The organism is Acidovorax sp. Leaf160 (genome assembly GCF_001424265.1).
GTDB lineage: Bacteria > Pseudomonadota > Gammaproteobacteria > Burkholderiales > Burkholderiaceae_C > Paracidovorax.
Map to the genome: position 1 here is coordinate 212,386 of NZ_LMOV01000026.1, position 22,720 is coordinate 235,105.

The following is a 22,720-nucleotide window of genomic DNA, read 5'->3' on the forward strand; positions in this document are numbered from 1 at the left end:
CTTGCATTTGATAACCCATGGCAATCAATTCATCAGTTCATTTCATTTTACGGAAGCAATCCCGGTCCCTAGGATGCCCCCCAACGAATGCCGCGACACGCACGAAGAAGGCATCGGAAAAACATCAAGGAGACAAAAGACATGCTGCGCCGTACCTCTGTGAGCGGGCTGGCTCTGGCCGCCCTGCTGGCCCCGCTGGCCGTCCACGCCCAGGAGTGGCCTTCCCGCCCCGTGCGCATTCTGGTGGGTTCGTCCGCTGGCGGCGGCACCGACGCCATGGCGCGCGCCGTGGCCGACCGGCTGGGCCCCATGCTCAAGCAGCCCGTGGTGGTGGAGAACCGGCCCGGTGCATCGAACACCCTGGCGGCCGATGCCACCGCAAAGGCCACCGACGGCCACACCCTGCTCATGGGCGTGGTCACGGCCCACGCCATCGCGCCGCACCTGCTCAAGCTGAACTACGACAGCAACAAGGATCTGGTGCCGGTGGCCTACGTGGGCGCCGTGCCCAACGTGCTGGTCGCCACCAACGGCCTGCCGGCGCAGTCCGTCAAGGAACTGGTGGCGCTGGCGAAGAAGGAGCCCGGGCGCATCAACTACGCCAGCAGCGGCACCGGCAGCACGCAGCACATCGCCGCCGAAACCTTCAAGGACGCGGCAGGCATCGACCTCACCCACGTGCCCTACAAGGGCAGCAGCGCCGCCCTGGTGGACCTGGTGGGCGGTCAGGTGCAGATGAGCTTCGACACCATGCCGTCGGTGATCGGCCAGATCAAGAACGGCAAGATGCGCGCCCTGGCCGTGACCACACCGCAGCGCAACCCGCAGCTGCCCCAGGTGCCCACCATGGCGGAGGCCGGCCTGCCGCAGGTGGACATCGCTGCCTGGTACGGCATCTACATGCCCGCGACCACCCCCAAGGCCATCCAGCAGCGCGTCAACGACGCGGTCAATCAGGTCATCGCCATGCCTGAGACCCAGACCCGCCTGGGCGCCGTGGGCGCGGAACTGAAGCCGATGAGCCAGGCCGATTTCACCGCCTTCCACAACGCCGAGTACCAACGCTACGGCCAGCTCATCCGCAAGAACAACATCCGCATCGACTGACATGACTACGACGAACTCCACCCTGCCCGTGGTGGCCCTGACGCTCGGCGATCCCGCCGGCATCGGCCCCGAACTCATCGCCCGCCTGCTGTCGCGGCCCGAGGCCACCCAGCACGCCAACATCGTGCTGGTGGGCGACGCCTGGCTGTGGGAAGAAGGCCAGCGCATCGCCGGCGTGCAGGTGGCCACCGAGCCCGTCGCCGCGCTGGCCGAGGTGCGCGGCCGCACCGGCACCCTCCGCCCGGCCTTCCTGCGCAAGGACACGGTGGCGCAGGCCGACGTGCACCGCAGCCGCGCCGAGGCGGCAGGCGGCCGCTCGGTGCTGCAGGTGCTCGACCTCTGCATGGACGCCGCCCAGGCCGGCGAGATCGACGCCATCTGCTTCGCGCCGCTCAACAAGCAGGCCATGAAGCTGGGCGGCATGCGCCACGAGGACGAGCTGCACCACTTCGCCCAATACCTGGGCGTGCAGGGCTACTTCTGCGAATTCAACACGCTGGGCGGGCTGTGGACCTCGCGCATCTCGTCGCATGTGCCGCTCAAGGACGTGACGCAGTACCTGAGCGTGGAGCGCATCGAGCAGGCGGCCGAACTGATCTACCGCTCGCTGCGCGCCAGCGGCGTCGCCGAGCCGAAGGTGGCCATCGCCGCACTCAACCCGCACGGCGGCGACGGCGGCACCTGCGGCCGCGAGGAAGTGGACATCATCGCCCCGGCGGTGCAGGCGCTGCAGGCCCGCGAGTGGCCGACGCCCGCCCCCTTCCACGGCCCCTTCCCGGCCGACACCATCTTCCTGAAGGCCCAGGCCGGCGACTACCAGGCCATCGTGACCATGTACCACGACCAGGGACAGATCGCCATCAAGCTGCTGGGCTTCTCGCGCGGCGTGACCGTGCAGGGCGGCCTGCCCATCCCCATCACCACGCCGGCGCACGGCACGGCCTACGACATCGCGGGCCAGGGCAAGGCCAGCGTGGAAGCGACCTGGCAGGCCTTCCTGATCGCCTGCCGCATGGGCACTGCGCAGCGCGCGACCGCCTAGTCAACACCCCAGCCCGGAGGCAAACCCATGAAAATTGTCCGCACGATCGCGGCGGCCGTGGCCGCTGCATGCCTGGCCGCTAGCGCAATGGCGCAAACCAAGCCGCTGCGACTCGGTCACGGCATCGCGGAAGAACACCCGCTGGGTCAGGGCGCGATCCAGTTCGCCAAGATTCTCGAGAAGCGATCCGGCGGCAAGCTCACGATGAAGGTCTACGCGGCCACCCAGCTCGGCTCCGAGGCGCAGATGATCGCCGCCGTGCGCGGTGGCGTGCAGGATCTGGTCATCACCTCCACCGCGCCGGTGGCCACGATGATCAAGGAATACCTGCTGTTCGATCTGCCGTTTCTGCTGCAGAGCGAACAGGAGGCCGACGCGCTGCTCGACGGCCCGGTCGGCACCAAGCTTCTGGCACTGGCCCAGCCCAAGAACATGGTCGGCCTGTGCTACTGGGAAAACGGCTTCCGCCAGGTGACCAACAGCCGGAACGAGATCAAGGACATGGCGGGCCTGTCGGGACTGAAGCTGCGGGTGATGCAGAACCCGGTCTACATCGACGCTTTCAAGACGCTGGGCGCCAACGCGATCCCCATGCCGTTCACCGAGCTGTACACCGCTATGGAAAGCCGCGCTATCGACGCCGAGGAAAACCCGATAGCCATCATCCATTCGAACAAGTTCTACGAAGTCCAGAAATACGTCACGTTAACCAACCACGCCTATGCGCCCTACGTGGTGCTGATGGCCAAGAGCACCTGGGACAAGCTCGACGCGCCCGGACGGGAGGCCTTGCGCGACAGCTGCGCCGAGGCGCGCGACTGGCAGCGCACGCTGAGCCGCCGCATGACGGCCGAGTTGACCGACAAGCTCAGGAAGGAAGGCATGACCGTCACGCCACTCGCGCCCGCCGAGGTGCAGAAGATGCGTGCACGCCTCGCGCCCGTGACCGAACGCTACACCACGGAGATCGGCGCCGATCTTGTAGACCAGGCCCAGCAGCAGCTGGCCCGGAGCCGCGCCGCCAAGTAACCCCTTCGTTCCCATCATCCAAGAGACCACACCATGAAGATCAAATCCGTCCGCGCCCGCGTCTATGAATGGAAGGGCAAAACCGTTCCGCCTCAAGGCAATTTCTGCTCCAACGCCATGGACCTGCTCTATTCCAAGAAGGAGACCATGGCCACCTTCCGCTTCCACTCGTGGACGGTGGTGGAGATCGAGACCGACGACGGCATCGTCGGCCTGGGCAACGTGGCGTTGGCGCCCCGGATCGCCAAGGCCATCATCGACGAATACCTCGCGCCCCTGGTCGTCGGCCAGGACCCGTGGGACTACGAATACCTCTGGCAGCGCATGTACCGCGCCACCCATGCCTGGGGCCGCAAGGGCGTGACCATGGCGGCAATCTCGGCCGTCGATCTGGCGATCTGGGACATCCTGGGCAAGAGCGTGGGCAAGCCCGTGTTCAAGCTGCTGGGCGGCCGCACCAAGGAAAAGATCCCCTGCTACTACAGCAAGCTCTACCGCACCGACCTGAAGGAAATGCAGGACGAGGCGCAGAAGTTCCTGGACCAGGGCTTCAAGGCCTTCAAGATGCGTTTCGGCTACGGCCCGGCGCACCTGCAGGAAGGCGTGAAGGAGAACCTCAAGTCGGTCGAGGCGGTGCGCGAAGTGATCGGCTACGACACCGACCTGATGCTCGAGTGCTACATGGGCTGGAACCTGGAATACGCCAAGCGCATCCTGCCGAAGCTGGAGAAGTTCGAGCCGCGCTGGCTGGAGGAGCCGGTGATCGCCGACGACATCGACGGCTATGCCGAGCTGAACCAGCTCACCAGCATCCCCATTTCGGGCGGCGAGCATGAATTCAGCCTGTACGGCTTCAAGCAGCTGCTGGACAAGAAGGCCGTCTCGGTCGTGCAGTACGACACCAACCGCGTGGGCGGCATCACCGCGGCGCACAAGATCAACGCGCTGTGCGAGGCCTACAGCGTGCCGGTGATCCCGCACGCCGGCCAGATGCACAACTACCACCTGACCATGAGCACGCTGGCCTCGCCCATGGCGGAGTACTTCCCCATCCACGACGTGGAAGTGGGCAACGAGCTGTTCTGGTACATCTTCGACGGCGAGCCGATCGCGGAGAACGGCTTCCTGCAGCTGCGCGACGACGTCCCCGGCCTGGGCCTGACGCTCAAGACCGAGTACCTGGACCAGTTCCAGATCACCGAGTGAGGCGCGCCGTGCGCCGCCTGTTCGCTGTCCCTCCGCAGCCATGTACAGCCATGCCAGGGCCGTCGACGTCAGCCCCTGCAGGGCAGGGCGACAGCGTGGGCACCGAACAGGCGCGCGCATTGCGCACCAAGTACGAAAAGCGAGAACGCCAGCCCTGGCGCGAGCCCGATACCGCGCGGATTCCCGCCGGCACCGGGGGCGAGTAGATCCGCCTTGGCATCGAGTGGATGAAGAACACCCCGAAGCACATCGGCAACCGGGCCCCGGATGCCACCAGGCACCTCAACGGGACCTGCGCCGCGCTGCGCACGCAGGGCTTTGCCGTCCCCGAAAACTTCAATAACCACAAGGACTACCTGCGCGCCAGGAACAGTCCGTTCACGAACATCAACGAGGACTGCTGATGATCGAAGTCCTGGACACCCGTTTCGCTGCGCGCTTCGCAGTCGATGCACGCCTGGAAAAGCTCTGCACCGGCGCCGTCTGGAGCGAAGGCCCCGTCTGGCTGCCCGGTGAGCAGGCCGTGCTGTGGAGCGACATCCCCAACAACCGCATGCTGCGCTGGTCGGATGCGGACGGTATGGCGGTATGGCGCGAGAACGTGGAATTCACCAACGGCCACACGCTGGATGCGAACGGCGACTTGCTGCACTGCTCGCACGGGCTGCGCGCCATCGTGCGCACACCCTTGAAGAACGGCCGTCTGCTGGCCGGTACGCCCGATGAAATCGTCGTCGACCGCTACCAGGGAAAGCGTCTGAATTCGCCCAACGACATCGTGGTCAAGCGCGACGGCACGATCTGGTTCACCGACCCACCCTACGGCATTCTGAGCGACCGCGAAGGCCATCAGGCCGAGCGCGAGCAGGCCGCGAACCATGTGTTCTGCTGGGACGCCGCCAAGCGCGAGCTGCGCGCCGCCAGCGATTGGGTGCAGGAGCCCAACGGCCTGGCCTTCTCGCCCGATGAGCGGCTCTTGTATGTGTCCGACACCTCGGCTGCCCTGGCCTCGCCCGGCCAGGGCCACCACCACATCGCCGTGTTCGACGTGCTGCCCGGCAACCACCTCGCCCACCCGCGCGTGTTTGCGCAGGTCAGTCCCGGCCTGCCCGACGGCTTCCGTGTCGATGCCCAGGGCTGGCTCTACACCAGCAGTGAAGACAGCGTGCAGGTCTATCACCCCGACGGCAGCCTGCTCGCGCGCATTGCCGTGCCCGAGAAAGTGGGCAACCTGTGCTTTGGCGGCGCAGGCCAGATTTTCATTGCGGCCAGCACCTCGCTCTACCGCATTACCCTGGAGGACAAAGCATGAGTTCCGAAATCCTGTTGCTGGTGGAAAAGTGCAGCCACTGCTTCAGCTACTACGATCTGGATAGCGGCCAGCGCCTATCCAGTGTGGCCTTGCCTGATTTCCCGCATGAATTCGTGGTCGACGCCGCGCACCGCTACGCCTACGTGGGCCACTACGGCGTGGAGACCTCGGGCCACCTGGGCGCGGGCGGCACCAGCATTTTCCAGATCGACCTGGCCGAACGCCGCCTGGCGCGCACCATCGATCTGGCGCCCTTCAATCGCCTGCACGGAATGCAGATGGACGATGCCGGCCGCCTCTACGCCCTGAGCGAAGACCGCGCCCAGCTCGCCGTGCTGGATCAACCCGCCACCGACACCGCGCCGCGCCGCGCAGTGAGCACCGGCGGCATCAAGTCGCACCTGTTCGCACTCACCCGCGACGGCCAGACCGCGTATGCAATGAACCTGCTGTCGCATACCGTCACCAAGATCAGGCCTCACGACGCCACCTTCGCCCCCGTGTCCTGCGCACCCGGCGACAAGCCCGAGGGCTATGCGCTCTCCGCCGACGAAAAAACGCTGTACGTCACCTGCCGCTGGAGCAAAAACCTCGCGGCCATTGACACCGCCACCATGCAGGTGATGTACACCGCGCCCAGCCGCGACGACGCCACCCGCCTCTACCTGTGCCGCGATGGCCGCCTGCTCGCCACCAATTACGGCGAGCGTTCCATCAGCGTGGTCGATCCGAACACGCTGATGGAGCTGGCCCACATCCCCATGCAGGCGCGTGCCATTGCCCTGAGCCTGCACCCCAGCCGCCCGCTCGCCTTCGTCAGCCAGGACGACGACCGGCTCGGCTACCTGAACCTGGACACGCTTCGGTTCGAGCGCTTCATCGCCACCCAGTGCGAGCCCGACGTGTCGAAAGTGTGGCAGCCATGAACAGCGCAGCCGCGACGCCCACCCCTCAACCCGTGATGCGGCTGGATGGCCTGTCCAAGCGCTTCGGCGGCACGCTGGCCGTCGATGGCGTGTCGCTAGACCTCTACGCCGGCGAAGTGCTGGCGCTGCTGGGAGAGAACGGCGCGGGCAAATCCACCCTCATCAAGATGCTGGCGGGGGTCTATGCCGCCGACAGCGGCAGCATTGAGCTGCTGGGCCAGGCCGAAGCCCAATGGCGCGCCAAGCCCAAGGACAGCCAAGGCATCGCCTTCATCCACCAGGACCTGGGCCTGGTGGAGTGGATGACGGTGGCAGAGAACATCGCCATCGGCATGGGCTTTCCCAGGCGTCGGGGTCTGGGCTTCGGCCTGATCGACTGGAAGGCCGTCAACGAGCGCGCCCGCCGCGTGCTGGCCCACGTGGGCTGCGACATCGACCCACTCCGTCGCGTGTTCACCCTCTCGCGCGCCGAAAAATCGCTGCTCGCCATCGGTCGCGCGCTGGACACGCAGGCCCGCGTCCTGGTGCTGGACGAACCCACCGCCAGCCTGCCCATGAGCGACGTGCAGCGCCTCTTTACCGTGCTGCGCCGCCTGCGCGAGGGCGGCGTGGCCATGGTCTATGTCTCGCACCGGCTCGACGAGATCATGGAGCTGTCCGACCGCGCCGCCGTCATGCGCGACGGCCGCCTGGTCGGCGTACGCAGCACGGCGCAATCGAGCACCGCCGAGCTGGTAGAGCTGATCGTGGGCCGCAAGATGGAAGGCGTCAGCGCCAAGGCCCGAGTGCCTGCCGCTGATGCGCCCGAGGTGCTGCGCCTGAACGGTCTCTGCAGCGCCAACGCCGGGCCGGTGAGCTTTGCTGCGCGGCGCGGCGAGGTGCTTGGCCTTATCGGCCTGCGCGGTGCGGGGCACGAGGCCGTGAGCCGCGCACTGTTCGGCCTGTCCGACATTGCCAAAGGCAGCATCCACCTGCTGGCTCGCCGCTACCACGCCCGCACCCCGGATGAGGCCATTGCCGCTGGCGTGGCCCTGGTCGCGGCGGACCGGCTGGAGGAAAACCTCGGCCCCGCGCTCTCGGTGCAGGAAAACCTGTTCCCCAACCCCGCATTGACGCAAGGCAGCCTGCTGACGCGCCGCCGCCCCGACCAGGAAGCGGCCACGGCGCGCGAGCTGATCCAGCGCTTCGACGTGAACCCGCCCGCGCCCCATGCCGACGTGCAGAACCTGAGCGGCGGCAACCAGCAGAAGGTGGTGCTGGCACGCTGGATGCACTTGGCCAAGCCGCTGCTGATCCTGGAGGAGCCCACCGCCGGCGTGGACGTTGGCGCCAAGCACCAGATCTACGAGCTGCTGCGCCAGCAGGCCGAGGCGGGCATCTGCGTGCTGGTGGTCTCCACCGACTTCGAGGAGGTCGCCAAGGTCTGCACCCGCGCCCTGGTTTTCCGCAGCGGGCAGGTGGCCAGCGAACTGATGGGAGAGCAGTTGGGCATCGCGCAGCTGCTCACTGCTTCCGCCGGAGAAATGCCAGCGCCAATGGCCCCGGAAGCGCTGGCCGTCTGAGTTTCAAGAGACAAAAAAGGAGATTCCCCGTGAGCACATCATCCATCCGCGCGACGGCGCTGGAACCCGATCCCAGCACTGGAGAGCGTAGCGGCGGCCTGCTAGGCGCCATCGGCCGCCAGGTGCCGGTCTATGGCCTGCCCGCGCTCACGCTGGGGCTGATCGTACTGTTCTCCTTGCTACTGCCCGCCACCTTTCCCACGCTGTTCAACCTGCGCTCCATCCTGAGCGACAAATCGGTCATCGCCCTGCTGGCGCTGGCCGCCACGGTGCCGATGATGACGGGCAAGATCGATCTCACCGTGGGCTACGGCATCGTGCTGTGGCACATCCTGGCGATCAGCCTGCAAACCCAGTTCGGCCTGCCCTGGCCCGCGGCGGTGCTCATCGTGCTGGCTTGCGGAGCGCTGTTCGGGCTGCTCAACGGCATTCTGGTGGAACAGGCGCAGATCGACTCATTCATCGCCACGCTGGGCACCGGCACCGTGCTGTACGCGCTGGCGCTGTGGCACAGCGGCGGGCGGCAGGTTTTGGGCGACCTGCCTGACGGCTTCGTGAACATCGCGGGCGGGGAGCTGCTGGGCCTGCCCGTCACCGCCTTCTACGTGCTGGCCGCCGCCGTGGTGCTATGGCTCATCAGCGAGCACACCCCCATAGGCCGCGCGCTGTACGTGATCGGTTCCAACCCCAAGGCCGCCGTGCTCAACGGCATACCGCTGCAGAAGTGCGTGATCGGGGCGTTCATGACCTCTGGCCTGCTCTCGGCCTTTGCCGGGGTGGTGCTGGCCTCGCGGCTACAGATCGGCCAGGCGGGCGTGGGGCTGGAATTCTTGCTGCCCGCGCTGGTGGGCGCCTTCCTGGGCTCCACCACCATCCGGCCCGGCCGCGTGAACGTCTGGGGCAGTCTGGTGGGCGTGGCGATCCTGGCCGTTGGTATCTCGGGCATCCAGCAGTTCGGCGGCGCGTTCTTCGTGGAGCCGCTGTTCAACGGGCTGACGCTGCTGGTGTCCATCGGCATCGCGGGCTACGCCCAGCGCAAGCGCGGCCAATCCATCAAGCGGCGCATTGCGCAGCAGCAGATGGCGCAGGCCCTCACCACGCCCACAGACAAAAAAGACTGATTTTTACAAGGAGACAAAGCAATGGCGACCTCATTCACACGGGCGTTCAAACCCCTGATCGCAGCACTGGCCCTCGGCGGTCTCGCCTGCACCGCACAGGCCGACGACTTCCTGGCCGCGGCCAAGCAGAAAGTGGCCGCCGCCACGGCCCCGGTCAACCAGTGGGACGGTCCCACCACCGGCCCCAAGGCCGCCCCGGGCAAGACCCTGGTCTTTGTCGCCTCCGACATGCGCAACGGTGGCGTGCTCGGCGTGTCAAAGGGCGTGGAAGAAGCAGTGAAGCTGCTGGGCTGGAAGATCCGAGTGCTCGACGGCCAGGGCTCGGTGCAGGGCCGCACCGCCGCATTCAACCAGGCGATTGCACTCAAGCCCGACGGCATTCTGCTCGGCGGCTTCGACGCCAAGGAGCAAGGCAGCGGCGTGCAGTCGGCGGGCAGGGCCGGCATTCCCGTCGTGGGCTGGCACGCGGCCAAGGACGCGGGCGCCGTGGACGGCCTGTTCTACAACGTGACGACCAATGCGCAGGACGTGGCCGACATCGCCGCCCTGTATGCCGTGGCCAAGTCGGAAGGCAAGGCCGGCGTGGTGATATTCACCGACTCGGCCTACTCGGTGGCGATCGCCAAGTCCAACGCCATGGCCGAGGTCATCAAGCGCTGCACGGGCTGCACGCTGCTGGGCGTGGAAGACACGCCACTGGCCGATACCTCCAACCGCATGCCGCAGCTCACCACCTCGCTGCTGCAACGCCACGGAGCCAAGTGGACGTATTCGCTGGGCATCAACGACCTGTACTTCGACTTCATCGGCCCCACGCTGCAAGCTGCGGGCGGCGAGGCTAAGGAGATGAAGAACCTCTCGGGCGGCGACGGCTCGGCATCGGCCTACCAGCGGATCCGCAGCCGGCGCTACAAGGCGGGCACCGTGCCCGAACCGCTGAATCTGCACGGCTGGCAGATGGTGGACGAGGCGAACCGCGCCATGGCGGGCGAGAAGCCCAGCGGCTACTCCACGCCCGTACACCTGGTGACGGCGGACAACATCAAGAACGACGGCGGCCCGAGCAACCAGTTCGATCCCGACAACGGCTACCGCAAGGCCTACCAGTCCATCTGGGGCCGCTGATCTTTTTTCCCATTCAACGAGGACATTACATGGCCGGACTCTCCCAGCCGCGCTATCGCGGCATCTTCCCGGTGGTGCCCACCACCTTCCACGAAGACGGCACGCTGGACCTGGCCAGCCAGAAGCGCTGCCTGGACTTCATGATCGCCAGTGGCGTCGATGGCCTGTGCATCCTGGCCAACTTCTCCGAGCAGTTCCTGATCGCCGACGACGAGCGCGAACTGCTCACGCGCACGGCGCTGGAGCACGTTGCCGGCCGCGTGCCGGTGATCGTGACCACCACCCACACCAGCACGAAGGTGTGCGCCGAGCGCAGCCGCCGCGCGCAGGACATGGGCGCGGCCATGGTGATGGTGATGCCGCCCTACCACGGCGCCACGTTCCGCTTCGGCGAGGCGGCCGTGCAGTCGTTCTACCGGGGGGTGTCCGATGCGATCGACATCCCCATCATGGTCCAGGACGCGCCCGCCGCCGGCACGCCGCTGCCGCCGGCCCTGCTGGCGAAGATGGCCCGCGAGATCGAGCAGGTCAGCTATTTCAAGATGGAGACGGCCGGCGCCGCGAACAAGCTGCGCGAACTCATCGCCCTGGGCGGCGAGGCCATCGAAGGCCCCTGGGACGGCGAGGAGGCCATCACCCTGCTGGCCGACCTGGAGGCCGGCGCGACCGGTGCGATGACGGGCGGCGGCTTCGCCGACGGCATCCGCCCCATCATCGAAGCGCACCGCGCGGGCGACCGGGACGCGGCCTTCGCCCAGTATCAGCGCTGGCTGCCGCTCATCAACCACGAGAACCGGCAGGCGGGCTTCCTCGCGGCCAAGGCGCTGATGAAGGAAGGCGGCGTGATCGCATGCGACGCACCGCGCGCGCCCTGGCCGCCCATGCACCCCGAGACCCGGCGCGAACTGATCGACATCGCGCGCCGGCTGGATCCGCTGGTGCTGCGCTGGGCACGCTGAGCGCACACCTACCCCCCTGCCGCCACCTTCCGGGAGGGGGCTCCCCGCACCGGTCCCTTTCCCTGCGGACCGCGTTTTCCTGGCAATGACAAACACGACAACAACGGAGACCACCATGAAACGACTCGCTTTTCTCAAGACGGTATGGGCTGCCCTGGCGCTGGGAGCCACGCTGGCGGCACCTGCCGCGGCGCAGACGGCGCCCACCAAGATCCGATTCGCCCATGCCGGGCCAGAGACGGCGTCGCAGCACCTGGCGGCGCTGGAGTTCGCGCGCCTCGTCAAGGAACGCAGCAGCGGCAAGCTGGAGGTGCAGGTGTTCCCCGGCAGCCAGCTCGGCAACGACTCCACGGTGATCGGCGCGGTGCGCGGCGGCACCATCGACATGATGATGGCCGGCAGCGGCAACTTCTCGGGCATGTCGTCCAAGTTCGACGTGCTGGACATCCCCTTCCTGTTCCGCAACCCGGCACACGCCTACGCCACGGTGGACGGCGATGTCGGCCAGCGCCTGGCGCGCGAACTGGAGCCGCACAACCTCCAGCAGCTGGCGTTCTGGGAGGTGGGCTTCCGCTCCATCACCACCAAGAACCGCCCGGTGACCAAGCCCGAGGACGTCAAGGGCCTGAAGATCCGCGTCACGCCCAACCCCACGCATATCCAGGCCTGGAAGCTGCTGGGCGCCAACCCCATCCCCATGCCGCTGGGCGAGCTGTACCAGGCGCTGGAGTCGGGCGCGGTGGACTCGCAGGAACACCCGGTGGACATCACCTACGCGGCCAAGTTCTACGAGGTGCAGAAACAGCTCACGCTGAGCCGCCACGCCTTCACGGCGATGCCGGTGGTGATGAACCGGAAGAAGTTCGACGCCCTGCCGCCCGCGCTGCAGCAGGTGCTGCTGGCGTCGGCCAACGACGCCAAGCTGTTCCAGCGCCAGCTCAACCAGAAGAACGAGCCAGGCATCCTGGCCGAGCTGCGCAAGCACGGCATGAACGTGATCGAGACCTTCGATCCGGCGCCCTTCCGCGCCATCGTGGGCGATGCGGTGCGCCAGTCGTTCGTGGCCAAGAACGGGCCGGAGCTGCTGAATGCCGTGGACGCGGTCAAGTGAAGGCGCAGGGAATCCCGACATGAAAACCCTCGTCACGCGCGCGGCCGAAGGGCTGCTGATCGTGCTGCTGGCCGTCATGGTGGTGCTGGTGTTCGGCAACGTCGTGCTGCGCTACTTCTTCAACTCCGGCATCGTCTTCTCCGAGGAGGTGTCGCGCTTCGTCTTCATGTGGCTCACGCTGATCGGCGCGCTGGTGGTGATGAAGGACAACGCCCACCTGGGCATGTCCAGCCTCATCGACCGGCTGGGCGAGCAAGGCCAGCGCATCTGCCGCTTTCTGTCCGACGCGCTCACGCTGGCCTGCTGCCTGCTGCTGGCGCACGGCACCTGGGCGCAGGTGGTGATCGGCATGGACAACGCCGCCCCCGTCACGGGCGTGCCCCTGGGACTGGTGTTCCTCTCGCTGCTGATCAGCAGCGTCGGCATGGCCCTGCTGCTGGCGCATTCGCTGTGGCGCCAGGTGACGGGCCGCATGCCGCGCGAGGAACTGGTGCCCCGCTCCGTGAGCGCCGGCGAATGACGGACGAACGCACAAGGAACACCCCATGACGATCGCCGTCTTCCTCATCGCGCTTCTGGGCAGCATGGCCCTGGGCATGCCCATCGCGTTCTCGCTGCTGGCCTGTGGCGTGGCGCTGATGGTCCACCTGGGCAATTTCGACACCCAGATCCTCGCGCAGAACCTGCTCGAGGGCGTGAACAACTATCCGCTGATGGCCGTGCCGTTCTTCATGCTGGCCGGCGAACTGATGAATGCCGGCGGCCTGTCGCGCCGGATCGTCACGGTGGCCGAGGCCCTGGTGGGCCACGTGCGCGGCGGCCTGGGCTACGTGGCCATCCTGGCCTGCCTGATCGTGGCCAGCATCTCGGGCTCGGCCGTGGCCGACACGGCCGCCGTGGCGGCGCTGCTGATCCCGATGATGCGCAACGCCGGCTACAACGTGCCGCGCGCCTCGGGCCTCATCGCCGCCGGGGGCATCATCGCGCCGGTGGTGCCGCCGTCCATCCCCATCGTGGTGTTCGGCGTGGCGGCGCAGCTGTCCATCACCAAGCTGTTCCTCGCGGGCATCTTCCCCGGGATCATGATGGCGCTGGCCCTGGCCTTCACCTGGTGGCTGTGCGCGAAGAAGGAGAACGTGGCGCCGGGCCGTCCCTTCGACGCGCGCGTGCTGGCGCGGGCGCTCTACGACGGCATCTGGGCGCTGATCCTGCCGGGCGTGATCATCGGCGGCATGAAGTTCGGCATCTTCACGCCGACGGAAGCCGCCGTGGTGGCCGTGGTCTACGCGCTGCTGGCGGGCCTCTTCGTCTACCGCGAGCTCAAGCTCCGGCAGATCCCGCACCTGATGCTGGTGGCGGCCAAGACTTCCAGCACCGTGATGTTCCTGGTGGCCGCCGCCCTGGTGTCGGCCTGGCTCATCACCATCGCGGACATCCCCTCGCAGGCCACGGCGCTGCTGCAGCCCTTCATGGACAACAAGATCCTGCTGATGTTCGTCATCATGATCCTGGTGATCGTGGTGGGCACGGCGCTGGACCTGATGCCCACGGTGCTGATCCTCACGCCCATCCTGATGCCGGTGATCAAGCAGGCAGGCATCGACCCGATCTACTTCGGCGTGATGTTCATCATGAACAACGCCATCGGCCTGCTCACGCCGCCCGTGGGCACGGTGCTGAACGTGGTGGCCGGCGTGGCCAAGACCAAGCTGGACGACGTCATCAAGGGCGTCTGGCCCTTCCTGCTGGCGCAGACCCTCCTGATGTTTCTCTTCGTGCTGTTCCCGCAGCTCATCACGGTGCCAGCCAGCTGGTTCCGCTGACCTGAAAGGTATTTCCCCATGACCCGCGAAACCCTCCTGCTGGTGCAGAAATGCGCCCATACCTTCAGCTTCTACGACGCCGCCAGCGGCCGCGCAGAAAAGCACATCGTGGTGCCCAACTTCCCGCATGAATTCGTCGTCGATCCGGTGCGCCAGCTCGCCTACGTCGGGCACTACGGCATCGAGACCGCCAGCCACCTCGGCGACGAGGGCGGGCACTCGGTGTTCGTGATCGACCTGCAGCGCCGCGAGCACGTGAAGACGCTGAACCTCTGGCCCTTCTACCGCCCCCACGGGCTGGCGGTGGACGGCCGGGGCCGGCTCTTTGCCATGTCCGAGGCACACAACGTGCTGCTGCGATTTTCCGAGCCGCTGCAGCGGCAAGTGCCGGACCTGGCCGTGCCCTCGGGCGGCTACAAGACCCACCTGTTCGCGCTGACGCGCGATGCCGAGACGGCCTATGCGCTGAATCTGCTGTCGAACACCGTCACCAAGATCCGGCCCAACGACCCGACCTTCACGCCGGTGGCCGTGGTGCCCGGCCCGGTGCCGGAAGGCAACGTGCTGTCGGCCGACGAATCGCTGCTCTACGTGGCCAACCGGGGCGACGACACGCTGGTGGCGATCGACACGGCGCGCATGGCGGTGGTGGCCTCGGGCAAGACCCGGCGCGACCCGAACCGCGTCTACCGCTATGTGGGCAGCGACGGGCAGGACCGGCTGCTCACCACCAATTCGGGCGAGCAGAGCCTGTCGGTGTTCGGCACCGACCTGAAAGAGCAGCGCTGCGTCGAGCTGCCGGCCAGCCCCCTGGCGCTGTCGTTCCACCCGAAGGAGCGCGCCGCCTACATCTCGTTCCAGGACGAGAAGGTGCGCCGCCTGAACCTGGACAGCTTCGCCTTCGAGCAGGAGATCGCCACGCTGCGCGAGCCCGACTCCTCCTACCTCTGGATCGCCTGACACAGCGCATACGCCCGACACCTCACGAGACCAGGAGACACGCATGCAACGACACCACTTCCTCCGCACCCTGGCGGGCTGCGCCGCCGCAGCGCTGCTGGCTGCCGCACCTCTTGCGCAGGCCCAGGCGCCGGCCATGAAGCTGCGCATGGCGCATTCGGGCGCCGAGACCGAAACCCAGCACCTGGCGGCGCTGGAGTTCGCCCGGCAGGTCAAGGCCCGCACCCAGGGCCAGATCGAGGTGCAGGTCTATGGCTCCAGCGCGCTGGGCAACGACAACACCGTGATCGGCGCCGTGCGCGGCGGCACCATCGATCTGGCGACATCGGGCACGCCCTACTACACCGGCATGGTCGGCCGCATGAACGTGCTGGACCTGCCCTACCTCTTCACCAGCACCGAGCACGCCTACAAGGTGCTGGACGGCCCCATCGGCCGGGGCCTGCTCGACGAGCTGGAAGGCCACGGCATGAAGGGCCTCGCCTACTGGGAGGTGGGCTTCCGCAGCCTGACGAATTCACGCCGCGCGGTGCGCGTGCCCGAGGACGTGAAGGGCCTGAAGATCCGCACCACGCCGAACCCGGCGCACATCAAGGCCTTCCAGATCCTGGGCGCCACGCCCACGCCCATGCCGTTGGCCGAGGTGTTCACGGCGCTGGAAAACAAGGCGGTGGATGGGCAGGAGAACCCGGTCAACATCGTGCGCAACAACAAGCTCTTCGAGGTGCAAAAGCACATGTCCCTCACGCGCCACGCCTACACCGCCATGCCGGTGGTGATGAACAAGGCGAAGTTCGCGGCGCTCAAGCCCGAGCAGCAGAGCGCGCTGGTCGATGCGGCCCGCGCAGCCGCCACCTTCCAGCGCGACCTGATCAAGAAGAGCGAGGCCGGTGACATCGCGTTCCTGCGGTCCCAGGGCATGCAGGTGGAGGAGAACGTGGACGCCGAGCCCTTCCGCAAGCTGGTGGCCGAGCCCACGCAGCAGATGTTCGCCGACAAGTACGGGCGGCAGCTGATCGACGCCGTGCTGCAGGCGCGTTGACATGAGCCTGGACGCGCATGACGAGCCAGCGGCCGACCCGCCGGTGGTCGATGCCCACCATCACCTGTGGAGCTTCGACGAGGGCCGCTACCCCTGGTTGCAGCAGGACTACGATGCCGGGCGCTTCTTCCTGGGCGAGCACCGCGCGCTGTGCCAGGATTTCCTGCCTGCGCACTACCGCGCGGCGAGTGCCGGCTGCAACGTCGTGGCGACGGTGCATGTCGAGGCCGAGCGCGACCGGGGCGAGCAGGTGGCCGAAACCGCGTGGCTGCATCGCCAGCACGCCGAGCATGGCTTTCCCAACGCAGTCGTGGCCCATGCCTGGCTGGACCGCCCGGAGACCGAGGAGCGCCTGCGCGAGCACCTTCGGTATCCGCTGGTGCGCGGCATCCGCAGCAAGCCCGTCACGGCGCCGACGCCGGACGCGAGCGTGCGGGGCCAGCCGGGCACCCTGCAGGACGAAGCCTGGCTGCGGGGCCTGGCCCTGCTGCCCGAGCTGGGCCTGAGCTGGGACCTGCGCGTGCCCAGCTGGCACCTGGCCGAGGCGGCCGAAGTGGCCGCCATGTTCCCGCGACTGGCCATCGTGCTCAACCACCACGGCTTCGCCTGGGACCGCAGCGAAGCCGGCATGCAGCGCTGGCGCCAGGGCATGGAGAGGCTGGCGCGCGAGCCCAACGTCCACGTCAAGCTGTCGGAATTCGGCCTGCGCGACAGCCCCTGGATCGAGGCCGACAACGGGCGCATCGTGCGCGAGACGCTGGACATCTTCGGCTGGGAGCGCTGCATGTTCGCCAGCAACTTTCCCGTGGCGGGCCTGCGCATCCGCTACCCGGAACTGGTGGCTGCCATGCGCCGCATGACCGCCTACCTCGGCACGGATCGACAACATGCCGTGATGTGCGTCAACGCGCTGCGCTTCTACCGGATCTGCCTATGAACGCCGACCTGCAGACCGCACGCGAGGAGTTCCTGGCTGCGCAGGACGACCGGCTGTTGCCCATCGTCGATGCCCATCACCACTTCTGGGATCTGGGCCGCAACCCCCACCCCTGGCTGCAGCAGGAGCCGCCCATTGCGTTCCGCTATGGCGACTACCGTGCCATCCGCTGCGACTTCCTGCCTGCTCACTACCAGGCAGCGCAGGGCGCGCACCGGGTGCTGCGCCATGTCTTGATGGAAGGCGAGTGGGACCCGCGCGACCCCATCGGTGAGGCGCAGTGGGTGGAAGATCTGGCCCGCCGGACGGGCAAGCCGCACGCCCTGGCCGCCCAGGCCTGGCTGGATGCCCCGGCGTGGGACGTGCAGCTGGCGGCCTATGCCGGCATGCCGCTGGTGCGCAGCGTGCGCCACAAGCCGCGCAGCGTGCCGCGCTGCGAGCACCAAGCGGGCTACGCCGCGCGGGGCTCCATGCGCTGCCCGCGCTGGCGTTCCGGCTATGCGCGGCTCGAAGGGGCCGGGCTGATGTTCGAGCTGCAGGCGCCCTGGTGGCATTTCGCCGAAGCCGCGGAGCTGGCGCGCGACTTCCCGCGCACCCGCATCGTGGTGAACCACGCCGGCCTGCCTGCCGAGCGCGACGCCGAATCGCTGGCCGCCTGGCGCGCCGCGCTCGAAGCGCTGGCGCGCGAGCCGCACGTCTTCCTCAAGATCTCGGGCCTGGGCGTGCCCGGCCGCCGCTGGACGCCGGAGCTGCAGGCCCCCGTGGTGCACGACGCGATCAGCATCTTCGGCTGGGAGCGCTGCCTGTTCGCCAGCAACTACCCAGTCGATTCGCTGGTAGCGCCACTCGACCAGATCTTTCAAGGCTTCAAGCAGCTGACAGCCGCCCGGCCGGCACATCAGAGGCTGGCCCTGTTCTGCGACAACGCGGCCGGGCTCTACAGGATCGACTGACTGCGCCGGCTTGCACAACCCCCACAGGAGACCACGACCATGCGCCCCTTCTGGAGAATCGCCCTGGCCGCCACGGCCATTGCCGCCAGCGCCCTGGCTGGTGCGCAGGAGATCAAGGCCCGCTTCGGCACCAGCCTGCCCGACAGCCACCCGCAGACCCTGGGCGCCCGCAAGTTCGCGGAACGGGTGGAGGCCAGGACGGCGGGCCGCATCAAGATTGCGGTGTATTCGGGCGGACAGCTGGGCAGCGATCTGCAGATGCAGGCCGCGCTACAGGGCGGCACACAGGAGTTCGCTGCGCCCTCGACCGCCACGTTGGCTGGGCTGGTCAAGGATTTCGGCGTGCTGGGCCTGCCCTTTTCGTTCGCCAGCGAAAGGGAGGCGGATGCCGTGCTCGACGGCCCCTTCGGCCGCAAGCTGCTTGGGCGGCTGCCCGAACGTGGCCTGGTGGGCCTGGCCTTCTGGGAAAACGGCTTTCGCAACGTGACGAACAACAAGCGCCCCATCGAGCGCGCCGAAGATCTGGCGGGCTTGAAGGTCCGCACCATGCAGAACAGCCTCTACATCGACATGTTCAGCGGTCTTGGCGCGAATGCAGTGCCCATGGCGGTCACCGAGCTGTTCACCGCGCTGGAGTCGCGCGCCGTGGATGCGCAGGAGAACCCGTACACGGTGGTGCATGCCCAGAAGTTCTATGACGTGCAGAAATACCTCTCCACCACGGGTCACGCCTACGACGCGCTCGCACTGATTGCCTCGAAGAAGTTCTGGGACCGGCTCTCGCCTGCGGACCAGCAGGCCGTGCAGGCCGCGGCTGCCGAAGCCACCGCGTACGAGCGCGCCGCGAGCCGCGCACTCAATGCCCAACTGCGCGCTGAACTGGCCCGGCTGGGTATGCAGATCAATGACGTCGCGCCCGAGGAACGCGCCCGCATGCGCACCAGGCTGCAACCCGTCATCGCCAAGTACACGACCGGCGCCGGGGAGGACACCGCGCGCGAGTTCTTCGCGGCGATCGAACAGGCACGCAGGCCTTGAGGCGCTCCCGGCCGCCATCAGGCGCCGCTGCACATCCTGCCGAGATGCCCCACGGCCTCGGATGCAGCGCCTGGCCCGGACCGCTCCGCCGGGTTGGGTGAGCCGTGATTGCCCCCTGAGCACTGCTTGTCGGCCACGCTTCGCAGCCAGCCCCCTCCGGCAGGCGTGCTCCCAGTCCGTTCACACCGTCCGGCTCAGGTACGGCTGCAGATACCGCCCGGTGTGGCTGGCCGGGTTCGCGGCCACGTCCTCGGGCGTGCCTTCCGCCACCACGGTGCCGCCACCGGCGCCGCCCTCCGGGCCCATGTCGATGATCCAGTCCGCCGTCTTGATGACGTCGAGGTTGTGCTCGATCACGACGATGGTGTTGCCCGCGTCGCGCAGCTGGTGCAGCACCTTCAGCAGCAGGTCGATGTCGGCGAAGTGCAGGCCGGTGGTGGGCTCGTCCAGGATGTAGAGCGTGCGGCCGGTGTCGCGCTTCGATAGCTCCTGCGCCAGCTTCACGCGCTGGGCCTCGCCGCCCGACAGCGTGGTGGCGGCCTGGCCCAGGCGAATGTATGACAGCCCCACATCCAGCAGCGTCTGCAGCTTGCGGGCGATGGTGGGCACGTCCTGGAAGAAGGCGTGCGCGTCTTCCACCGTCAGGTCCAGCACCTGGGCGATGTTCCTGCCCTTCCACAGCACTTCCAGCGTCTCGCGGTTGTAGCGTTGGCCGTGGCAGATGTCGCAGGGCACGTACACGTCGGGCAGGAAGTGCATCTCCACCTTGACCACGCCGTCGCCCTGGCAGGCCTCGCAGCGGCCGCCAGCCACGTTGAAGGAAAAGCGGCCCGGCCCGTAGCCCCGCTCTTTGGCGGTGTTGGTCTCGGCCATCAGTTCGCGGATGGGCGTGAACAGGCCCGTGTAGGTGGCCGGGTTGCTGCGCGGCGTGCGGCCGATGGGCGACTGGTCGACGTTGATGACCTTGTCGAAGTATTCGATGCCTTCGATGGCCTCGTGCGGCGCGGGCTCGTCGTGCGCGCGGTAGAGCTGGCGCGCCACGGCGGCGTAGAGCGTGTCGTTGACCAGCGTGCTCTTGCCCGAGCCCGAGACGCCCGTCACGCAGGTGAAGAGGCCCACGGGGAATTCGACGCTCACGTCCTTCAGGCTGTGGCCGCTGGCGCCCACCACGCGCAGGGCCTGCAGCCGGCCCTGGGTGGCGCGGTGCTCGGCCAGCCGCTCGGCACGGCGGCGGCTGGCATCGGTCTCGGGAAAGCGCGGCTTGCCCGAAGCCTTCCGGGGCTCGGGCGCGGCAGCCTGTTCCAGCACCGGCAGCCAGGGCGTGCGCCGCGCGGGCACGGGAATGGTGCGCGTGCCCGACAGGTACTGGCCGGTGAGCGATTCGGGATGGGCGCGCACTTCGTCGTAGGTGCCCTGCGCCATCACGCGGCCGCCGTGCACGCCGGCGCCCGGGCCCATGTCCACCACATGGTCGGCGGCGCGCATCATGTCTTCGTCGTGCTCGACCACGATCACGCTGTTGCCGATGTCGCGCAGATGCTGCAGCGTGGCGATGAGGCGGTCGTTGTCGCGCTGGTGCAGGCCGATGCTGGGCTCGTCGAGCACGTACATCACGCCCGTCAGGCCCGAGCCGATCTGGCTGGCCAGGCGGATGCGCTGGGCCTCGCCGCCCGAGAGCGTCTCGGCGCTGCGGTCCAGGCTCAGGTAGTTGAGGCCCACGTCGTTCAGGAAAGTGAGGCGCGTGGCGATCTCGCGCACCACCTTGCCGGCGATCTCGGCCTTGGCGCCGGTGAGGCTGAGCGCGTGGAACCAGGCCAGCGCCTCCGACAGCGTGGCGCGGCTCACTTCATAGATGGCGCGGGACTGCTCGCCCTCGCCCACCCGCACATGGCGCGCCTCGAGCCGCAGGCGCGTGCCGTGGCAATCGGGGCAGGGCTGGGTGCTGCGCAGGCGCGCCAGGTCGTCGCGCACCACCACCGAATCGGTCTCGCGGTAGCGCCGCGCCATGTTCGGCAGGATGCCCTCGAACGGGTGCTTCTTGATGACGGCCTTGCCCTTGTTGGCGCCGCTGTCCAGGATGTAGCTGAAGGCGATCTCTTCGTCGCCGGAGCCCTGCAGCACGGCGTGCTGCACCCGCTCGGGCAACGACTCGAAGGGCGCTTCCACATCGAAGCCGTAATGCCGGGCCAGGCTCTCCAGCATGGCGAAGTAATAGCCATTGCGCCGGTCCCACCCCTTGATCGCGCCGCTGGCCAGGCTTAAAGAAGGGAAGGCCACCACGCGCGCGGGGTCGAACACCTCCTGCTGGCCCAGGCCATCGCAGGTGGGGCAGGCGCCCATGGGTGCGTTGAACGAAAAGAGGCGCGGCTCCAGCTCGGGCAGCGAAAAACCGCAGACCGGGCAGGCGAATTTGCTGGAAAACAGGTGCTCGGCGCCCGAATCCATCTCCAGCGCCAGCACCCGGCCGTTGCCGTCGGCGCCGCTCGCGCCATGGCCCACGCGCAGCGCGGCCTCGAAGCTCTCGGCCAGGCGCTGCTGCGCATCGGGGCGCACCTTCAGCCGGTCGATCACCACGTCGATGTCGTGCTTCTCGGTCTTCTTCAGCTGCGGCAGGTTCTCCACCTCGTGGATCTGGCCGTCCACGCGGAAGCGCACGTAGCCCAGCGCCTGCATCTGCGTGAAGAGCTCGGTGAACTCGCCCTTCTTGTCGCGCGCCACCGGCGCCAGCACCATCAGGCGCGTGTCCTCGGGCAGCGCCAGCACGCTGTCCACCATCTGGCTCACCGTCTGCGCCGACAGCGGCAGGCCGTGCTCAGGGCAATAGGGAGTGCCGGCGCGCGCGTACAGCAGGCGCAGGTAGTCGTGGATCTCGGTGACCGTGCCGACGGTGGAACGCGGATTGTGGCTGGTGGCCTTCTGCTCGATGGAAATGGCGGGCGAGAGGCCTTCGATCAGATCCACGTCGGGCTTGTCGAGCCGGCCCAGGAACTGCCGCGCATAGGCCGACAGGCTCTCGACGTAGCGGCGCTGGCCCTCGGCATAGAGCGTGTCGAACGCCAGGCTGGACTTGCCCGAGCCCGACAGCCCGGTGATCACCACGAGCTGGTTGCGCGGCAGGTCCAGGTCGATGTTCTTCAGGTTGTGCGTGCGCGCACCGCGGATGCTGATGCGCTGCTCGCGCAGGGCGCGGGCGAGGTAGGTGCCGCTCTCGGGCTGGGCCGAAGGGGCGGCGTCATCGTGGGCAGGAAAAGTCACGGCAGCAGGCGATTCAAAAGGGCAACCGGCCATCATAGGTGAGCGCCCCAGCGCGTGCTGGCCGTGGCCATCGGCCTGGTCGCCACGCCTGCCGAGATGCTATTAAACATATAGCTACAAGCGCCGATGGAATAAGCGCCACAGGCTGTTTTGATGCAAAAACCCCACCCAGGTGCCGCCGCGCCCGGGACGATGCGCGAGAATCCCGGCTT

At 67.7% G+C, this 22,720-nt stretch carries 21 protein-coding genes; 20 read left to right on the plus strand and 1 reads right to left on the minus strand.

Translation table 11 applies throughout. The annotated features are described in order from the left end of the window. The first annotated feature begins 141 nt into the window (after positions 1-141). From ASF94_RS17355 to ASF94_RS17440, 20 genes are all read left to right on the plus strand, one after another. Positions 142-1,107, plus strand: coding sequence for a tripartite tricarboxylate transporter substrate binding protein (locus tag ASF94_RS17355; protein ID WP_056669280.1), 966 nt, complete (start codon positions 142-144; stop codon positions 1,105-1,107). Between the two features lies 1 nt (position 1,108). Then, positions 1,109-2,149 (plus strand): 4-hydroxythreonine-4-phosphate dehydrogenase PdxA, encoded by a 1,041-nt coding sequence (locus ASF94_RS17360; protein ID WP_056669281.1) that lies wholly within the window; start codon positions 1,109-1,111, stop codon positions 2,147-2,149. 27 nt (positions 2,150-2,176) lie between these two features. After that, positions 2,177-3,178, plus strand: a complete 1,002-nt coding sequence (locus ASF94_RS17365) for a TRAP transporter substrate-binding protein (protein ID WP_056669283.1) — start codon at positions 2,177-2,179, stop codon at positions 3,176-3,178. Between the two features lie 33 nt (positions 3,179-3,211). Next, the gene (locus ASF94_RS17370) at positions 3,212-4,384 is read left to right on the plus strand and encodes an L-rhamnonate dehydratase (protein ID WP_056669287.1); all 1,173 of its coding nucleotides are present in this window, start codon (positions 3,212-3,214) and stop codon (positions 4,382-4,384) included. Between the two features lie 50 nt (positions 4,385-4,434). Further along, entirely contained in the window at positions 4,435-4,590 is a 156-nt protein-coding gene (locus ASF94_RS21405; RefSeq protein WP_156382576.1) for a hypothetical protein, read from the plus strand. A gap of 21 nt (positions 4,591-4,611) precedes the next feature. Beyond that, positions 4,612-4,788, plus strand: coding sequence for a hypothetical protein (locus tag ASF94_RS21410; RefSeq protein ID WP_156382577.1), 177 nt, complete (start codon positions 4,612-4,614; stop codon positions 4,786-4,788). After that, entirely contained in the window at positions 4,788-5,696 is a 909-nt protein-coding gene (locus tag ASF94_RS17375) for an SMP-30/gluconolactonase/LRE family protein (protein ID WP_156382578.1), read from the plus strand. The genes ASF94_RS21410 and ASF94_RS17375 overlap by 1 nt, the downstream gene beginning before the upstream one ends. Next, positions 5,693-6,622 carry a YncE family protein gene (locus ASF94_RS17380; RefSeq protein WP_056669291.1) on the plus strand — a complete coding sequence of 310 codons (930 nt, stop codon included), beginning with the start codon at positions 5,693-5,695 and terminating at the stop codon, positions 6,620-6,622. Before ASF94_RS17375 ends, ASF94_RS17380 begins: the two co-directional genes overlap by 4 nt. Then, positions 6,619-8,184, plus strand: a complete 1,566-nt coding sequence (locus ASF94_RS17385; RefSeq protein WP_056669448.1) for a sugar ABC transporter ATP-binding protein — start codon at positions 6,619-6,621, stop codon at positions 8,182-8,184. The genes ASF94_RS17380 and ASF94_RS17385 overlap by 4 nt, the downstream gene beginning before the upstream one ends. A 29-nt stretch (positions 8,185-8,213) precedes the next feature. Then, the gene (locus tag ASF94_RS17390) at positions 8,214-9,305 is read left to right on the plus strand and encodes an ABC transporter permease (RefSeq protein ID WP_056669294.1); all 1,092 of its coding nucleotides are present in this window, start codon (positions 8,214-8,216) and stop codon (positions 9,303-9,305) included. A 21-nt stretch (positions 9,306-9,326) separates the two neighbouring features. Continuing rightward, complete coding sequence (locus ASF94_RS17395; RefSeq protein WP_056669297.1) at positions 9,327-10,430, plus strand: substrate-binding domain-containing protein; 1,104 nt, start codon at positions 9,327-9,329, stop codon at positions 10,428-10,430. A gap of 29 nt (positions 10,431-10,459) precedes the next feature. Then, positions 10,460-11,389, plus strand: a complete 930-nt coding sequence (locus ASF94_RS17400) for a dihydrodipicolinate synthase family protein (RefSeq protein WP_056669299.1) — start codon at positions 10,460-10,462, stop codon at positions 11,387-11,389. Positions 11,390-11,504: 115 nt separating this feature from the next. Next, positions 11,505-12,500 (plus strand): TRAP transporter substrate-binding protein, encoded by a 996-nt coding sequence (locus ASF94_RS17405; RefSeq protein WP_056669302.1) that lies wholly within the window; start codon positions 11,505-11,507, stop codon positions 12,498-12,500. A 19-nt stretch (positions 12,501-12,519) separates the two neighbouring features. Beyond that, positions 12,520-13,020: a TRAP transporter small permease gene (locus ASF94_RS17410; RefSeq protein WP_056669305.1), complete on the plus strand. Its 501-nt coding sequence runs from the start codon at positions 12,520-12,522 to the stop codon at positions 13,018-13,020. Between the two features lie 25 nt (positions 13,021-13,045). After that, positions 13,046-14,323, plus strand: coding sequence for a TRAP transporter large permease subunit (locus ASF94_RS17415; protein ID WP_056669308.1), 1,278 nt, complete (start codon positions 13,046-13,048; stop codon positions 14,321-14,323). Between the two features lie 18 nt (positions 14,324-14,341). Further along, entirely contained in the window at positions 14,342-15,283 is a 942-nt protein-coding gene (locus ASF94_RS17420; RefSeq protein ID WP_056669312.1) for a YncE family protein, read from the plus strand. Between the two features lie 43 nt (positions 15,284-15,326). After that, positions 15,327-16,325 carry a TRAP transporter substrate-binding protein gene (locus tag ASF94_RS17425; protein ID WP_056669315.1) on the plus strand — a complete coding sequence of 333 codons (999 nt, stop codon included), beginning with the start codon at positions 15,327-15,329 and terminating at the stop codon, positions 16,323-16,325. Position 16,326: 1 nt separating this feature from the next. Beyond that, positions 16,327-17,262 (plus strand): amidohydrolase, encoded by a 936-nt coding sequence (locus ASF94_RS17430; RefSeq protein ID WP_056669318.1) that lies wholly within the window; start codon positions 16,327-16,329, stop codon positions 17,260-17,262. Next, entirely contained in the window at positions 17,259-18,215 is a 957-nt protein-coding gene (locus ASF94_RS17435) for an amidohydrolase (RefSeq protein WP_056669321.1), read from the plus strand. The genes ASF94_RS17430 and ASF94_RS17435 overlap by 4 nt, the downstream gene beginning before the upstream one ends. A gap of 39 nt (positions 18,216-18,254) precedes the next feature. Next, the gene (locus ASF94_RS17440) at positions 18,255-19,253 is read left to right on the plus strand and encodes a TRAP transporter substrate-binding protein (RefSeq protein WP_056669324.1); all 999 of its coding nucleotides are present in this window, start codon (positions 18,255-18,257) and stop codon (positions 19,251-19,253) included. Between the two features lie 180 nt (positions 19,254-19,433). Here the strand turns inward: ASF94_RS17440 and uvrA are convergent, their stop codons facing one another. Continuing rightward, positions 19,434-22,541: an excinuclease ABC subunit UvrA gene (gene uvrA / locus ASF94_RS17445; protein ID WP_056669450.1), complete on the minus strand. Its 3,108-nt coding sequence runs from the start codon at positions 22,539-22,541 to the stop codon at positions 19,434-19,436. Between the last annotated feature and the right edge of the window lie 179 nt (positions 22,542-22,720).

Coding starts and splice junctions, on each gene's coding strand:
- ASF94_RS17355 (WP_056669280.1), top strand. CDS start 142: ATGCTGCGCCGTACCTCTGTGAGCGGGCTGGCTCTGGCCGCCCTGCTG.
- ASF94_RS17360 (WP_056669281.1), top strand. CDS start 1,109: ATGACTACGACGAACTCCACCCTGCCCGTGGTGGCCCTGACGCTCGGC.
- ASF94_RS17365 (WP_056669283.1), top strand. CDS start 2,177: ATGAAAATTGTCCGCACGATCGCGGCGGCCGTGGCCGCTGCATGCCTG.
- ASF94_RS17370 (WP_056669287.1), top strand. CDS start 3,212: ATGAAGATCAAATCCGTCCGCGCCCGCGTCTATGAATGGAAGGGCAAA.
- ASF94_RS21405 (WP_156382576.1), top strand. CDS start 4,435: ATGCCAGGGCCGTCGACGTCAGCCCCTGCAGGGCAGGGCGACAGCGTG.
- ASF94_RS21410 (WP_156382577.1), top strand. CDS start 4,612: ATGAAGAACACCCCGAAGCACATCGGCAACCGGGCCCCGGATGCCACC.
- ASF94_RS17375 (WP_156382578.1), top strand. CDS start 4,788: ATGATCGAAGTCCTGGACACCCGTTTCGCTGCGCGCTTCGCAGTCGAT.
- ASF94_RS17380 (WP_056669291.1), top strand. CDS start 5,693: ATGAGTTCCGAAATCCTGTTGCTGGTGGAAAAGTGCAGCCACTGCTTC.
- ASF94_RS17385 (WP_056669448.1), top strand. CDS start 6,619: ATGAACAGCGCAGCCGCGACGCCCACCCCTCAACCCGTGATGCGGCTG.
- ASF94_RS17395 (WP_056669297.1), top strand. CDS start 9,327: ATGGCGACCTCATTCACACGGGCGTTCAAACCCCTGATCGCAGCACTG.
- ASF94_RS17400 (WP_056669299.1), top strand. CDS start 10,460: ATGGCCGGACTCTCCCAGCCGCGCTATCGCGGCATCTTCCCGGTGGTG.
- ASF94_RS17405 (WP_056669302.1), top strand. CDS start 11,505: ATGAAACGACTCGCTTTTCTCAAGACGGTATGGGCTGCCCTGGCGCTG.
- ASF94_RS17410 (WP_056669305.1), top strand. CDS start 12,520: ATGAAAACCCTCGTCACGCGCGCGGCCGAAGGGCTGCTGATCGTGCTG.
- ASF94_RS17415 (WP_056669308.1), top strand. CDS start 13,046: ATGACGATCGCCGTCTTCCTCATCGCGCTTCTGGGCAGCATGGCCCTG.
- ASF94_RS17420 (WP_056669312.1), top strand. CDS start 14,342: ATGACCCGCGAAACCCTCCTGCTGGTGCAGAAATGCGCCCATACCTTC.
- ASF94_RS17425 (WP_056669315.1), top strand. CDS start 15,327: ATGCAACGACACCACTTCCTCCGCACCCTGGCGGGCTGCGCCGCCGCA.
- ASF94_RS17430 (WP_056669318.1), top strand. CDS start 16,327: ATGAGCCTGGACGCGCATGACGAGCCAGCGGCCGACCCGCCGGTGGTC.
- ASF94_RS17435 (WP_056669321.1), top strand. CDS start 17,259: ATGAACGCCGACCTGCAGACCGCACGCGAGGAGTTCCTGGCTGCGCAG.
- ASF94_RS17440 (WP_056669324.1), top strand. CDS start 18,255: ATGCGCCCCTTCTGGAGAATCGCCCTGGCCGCCACGGCCATTGCCGCC.
- uvrA (WP_056669450.1), bottom strand. CDS start 22,541: ATGGCCGGTTGCCCTTTTGAATCGCCTGCTGCCGTGACTTTTCCTGCC.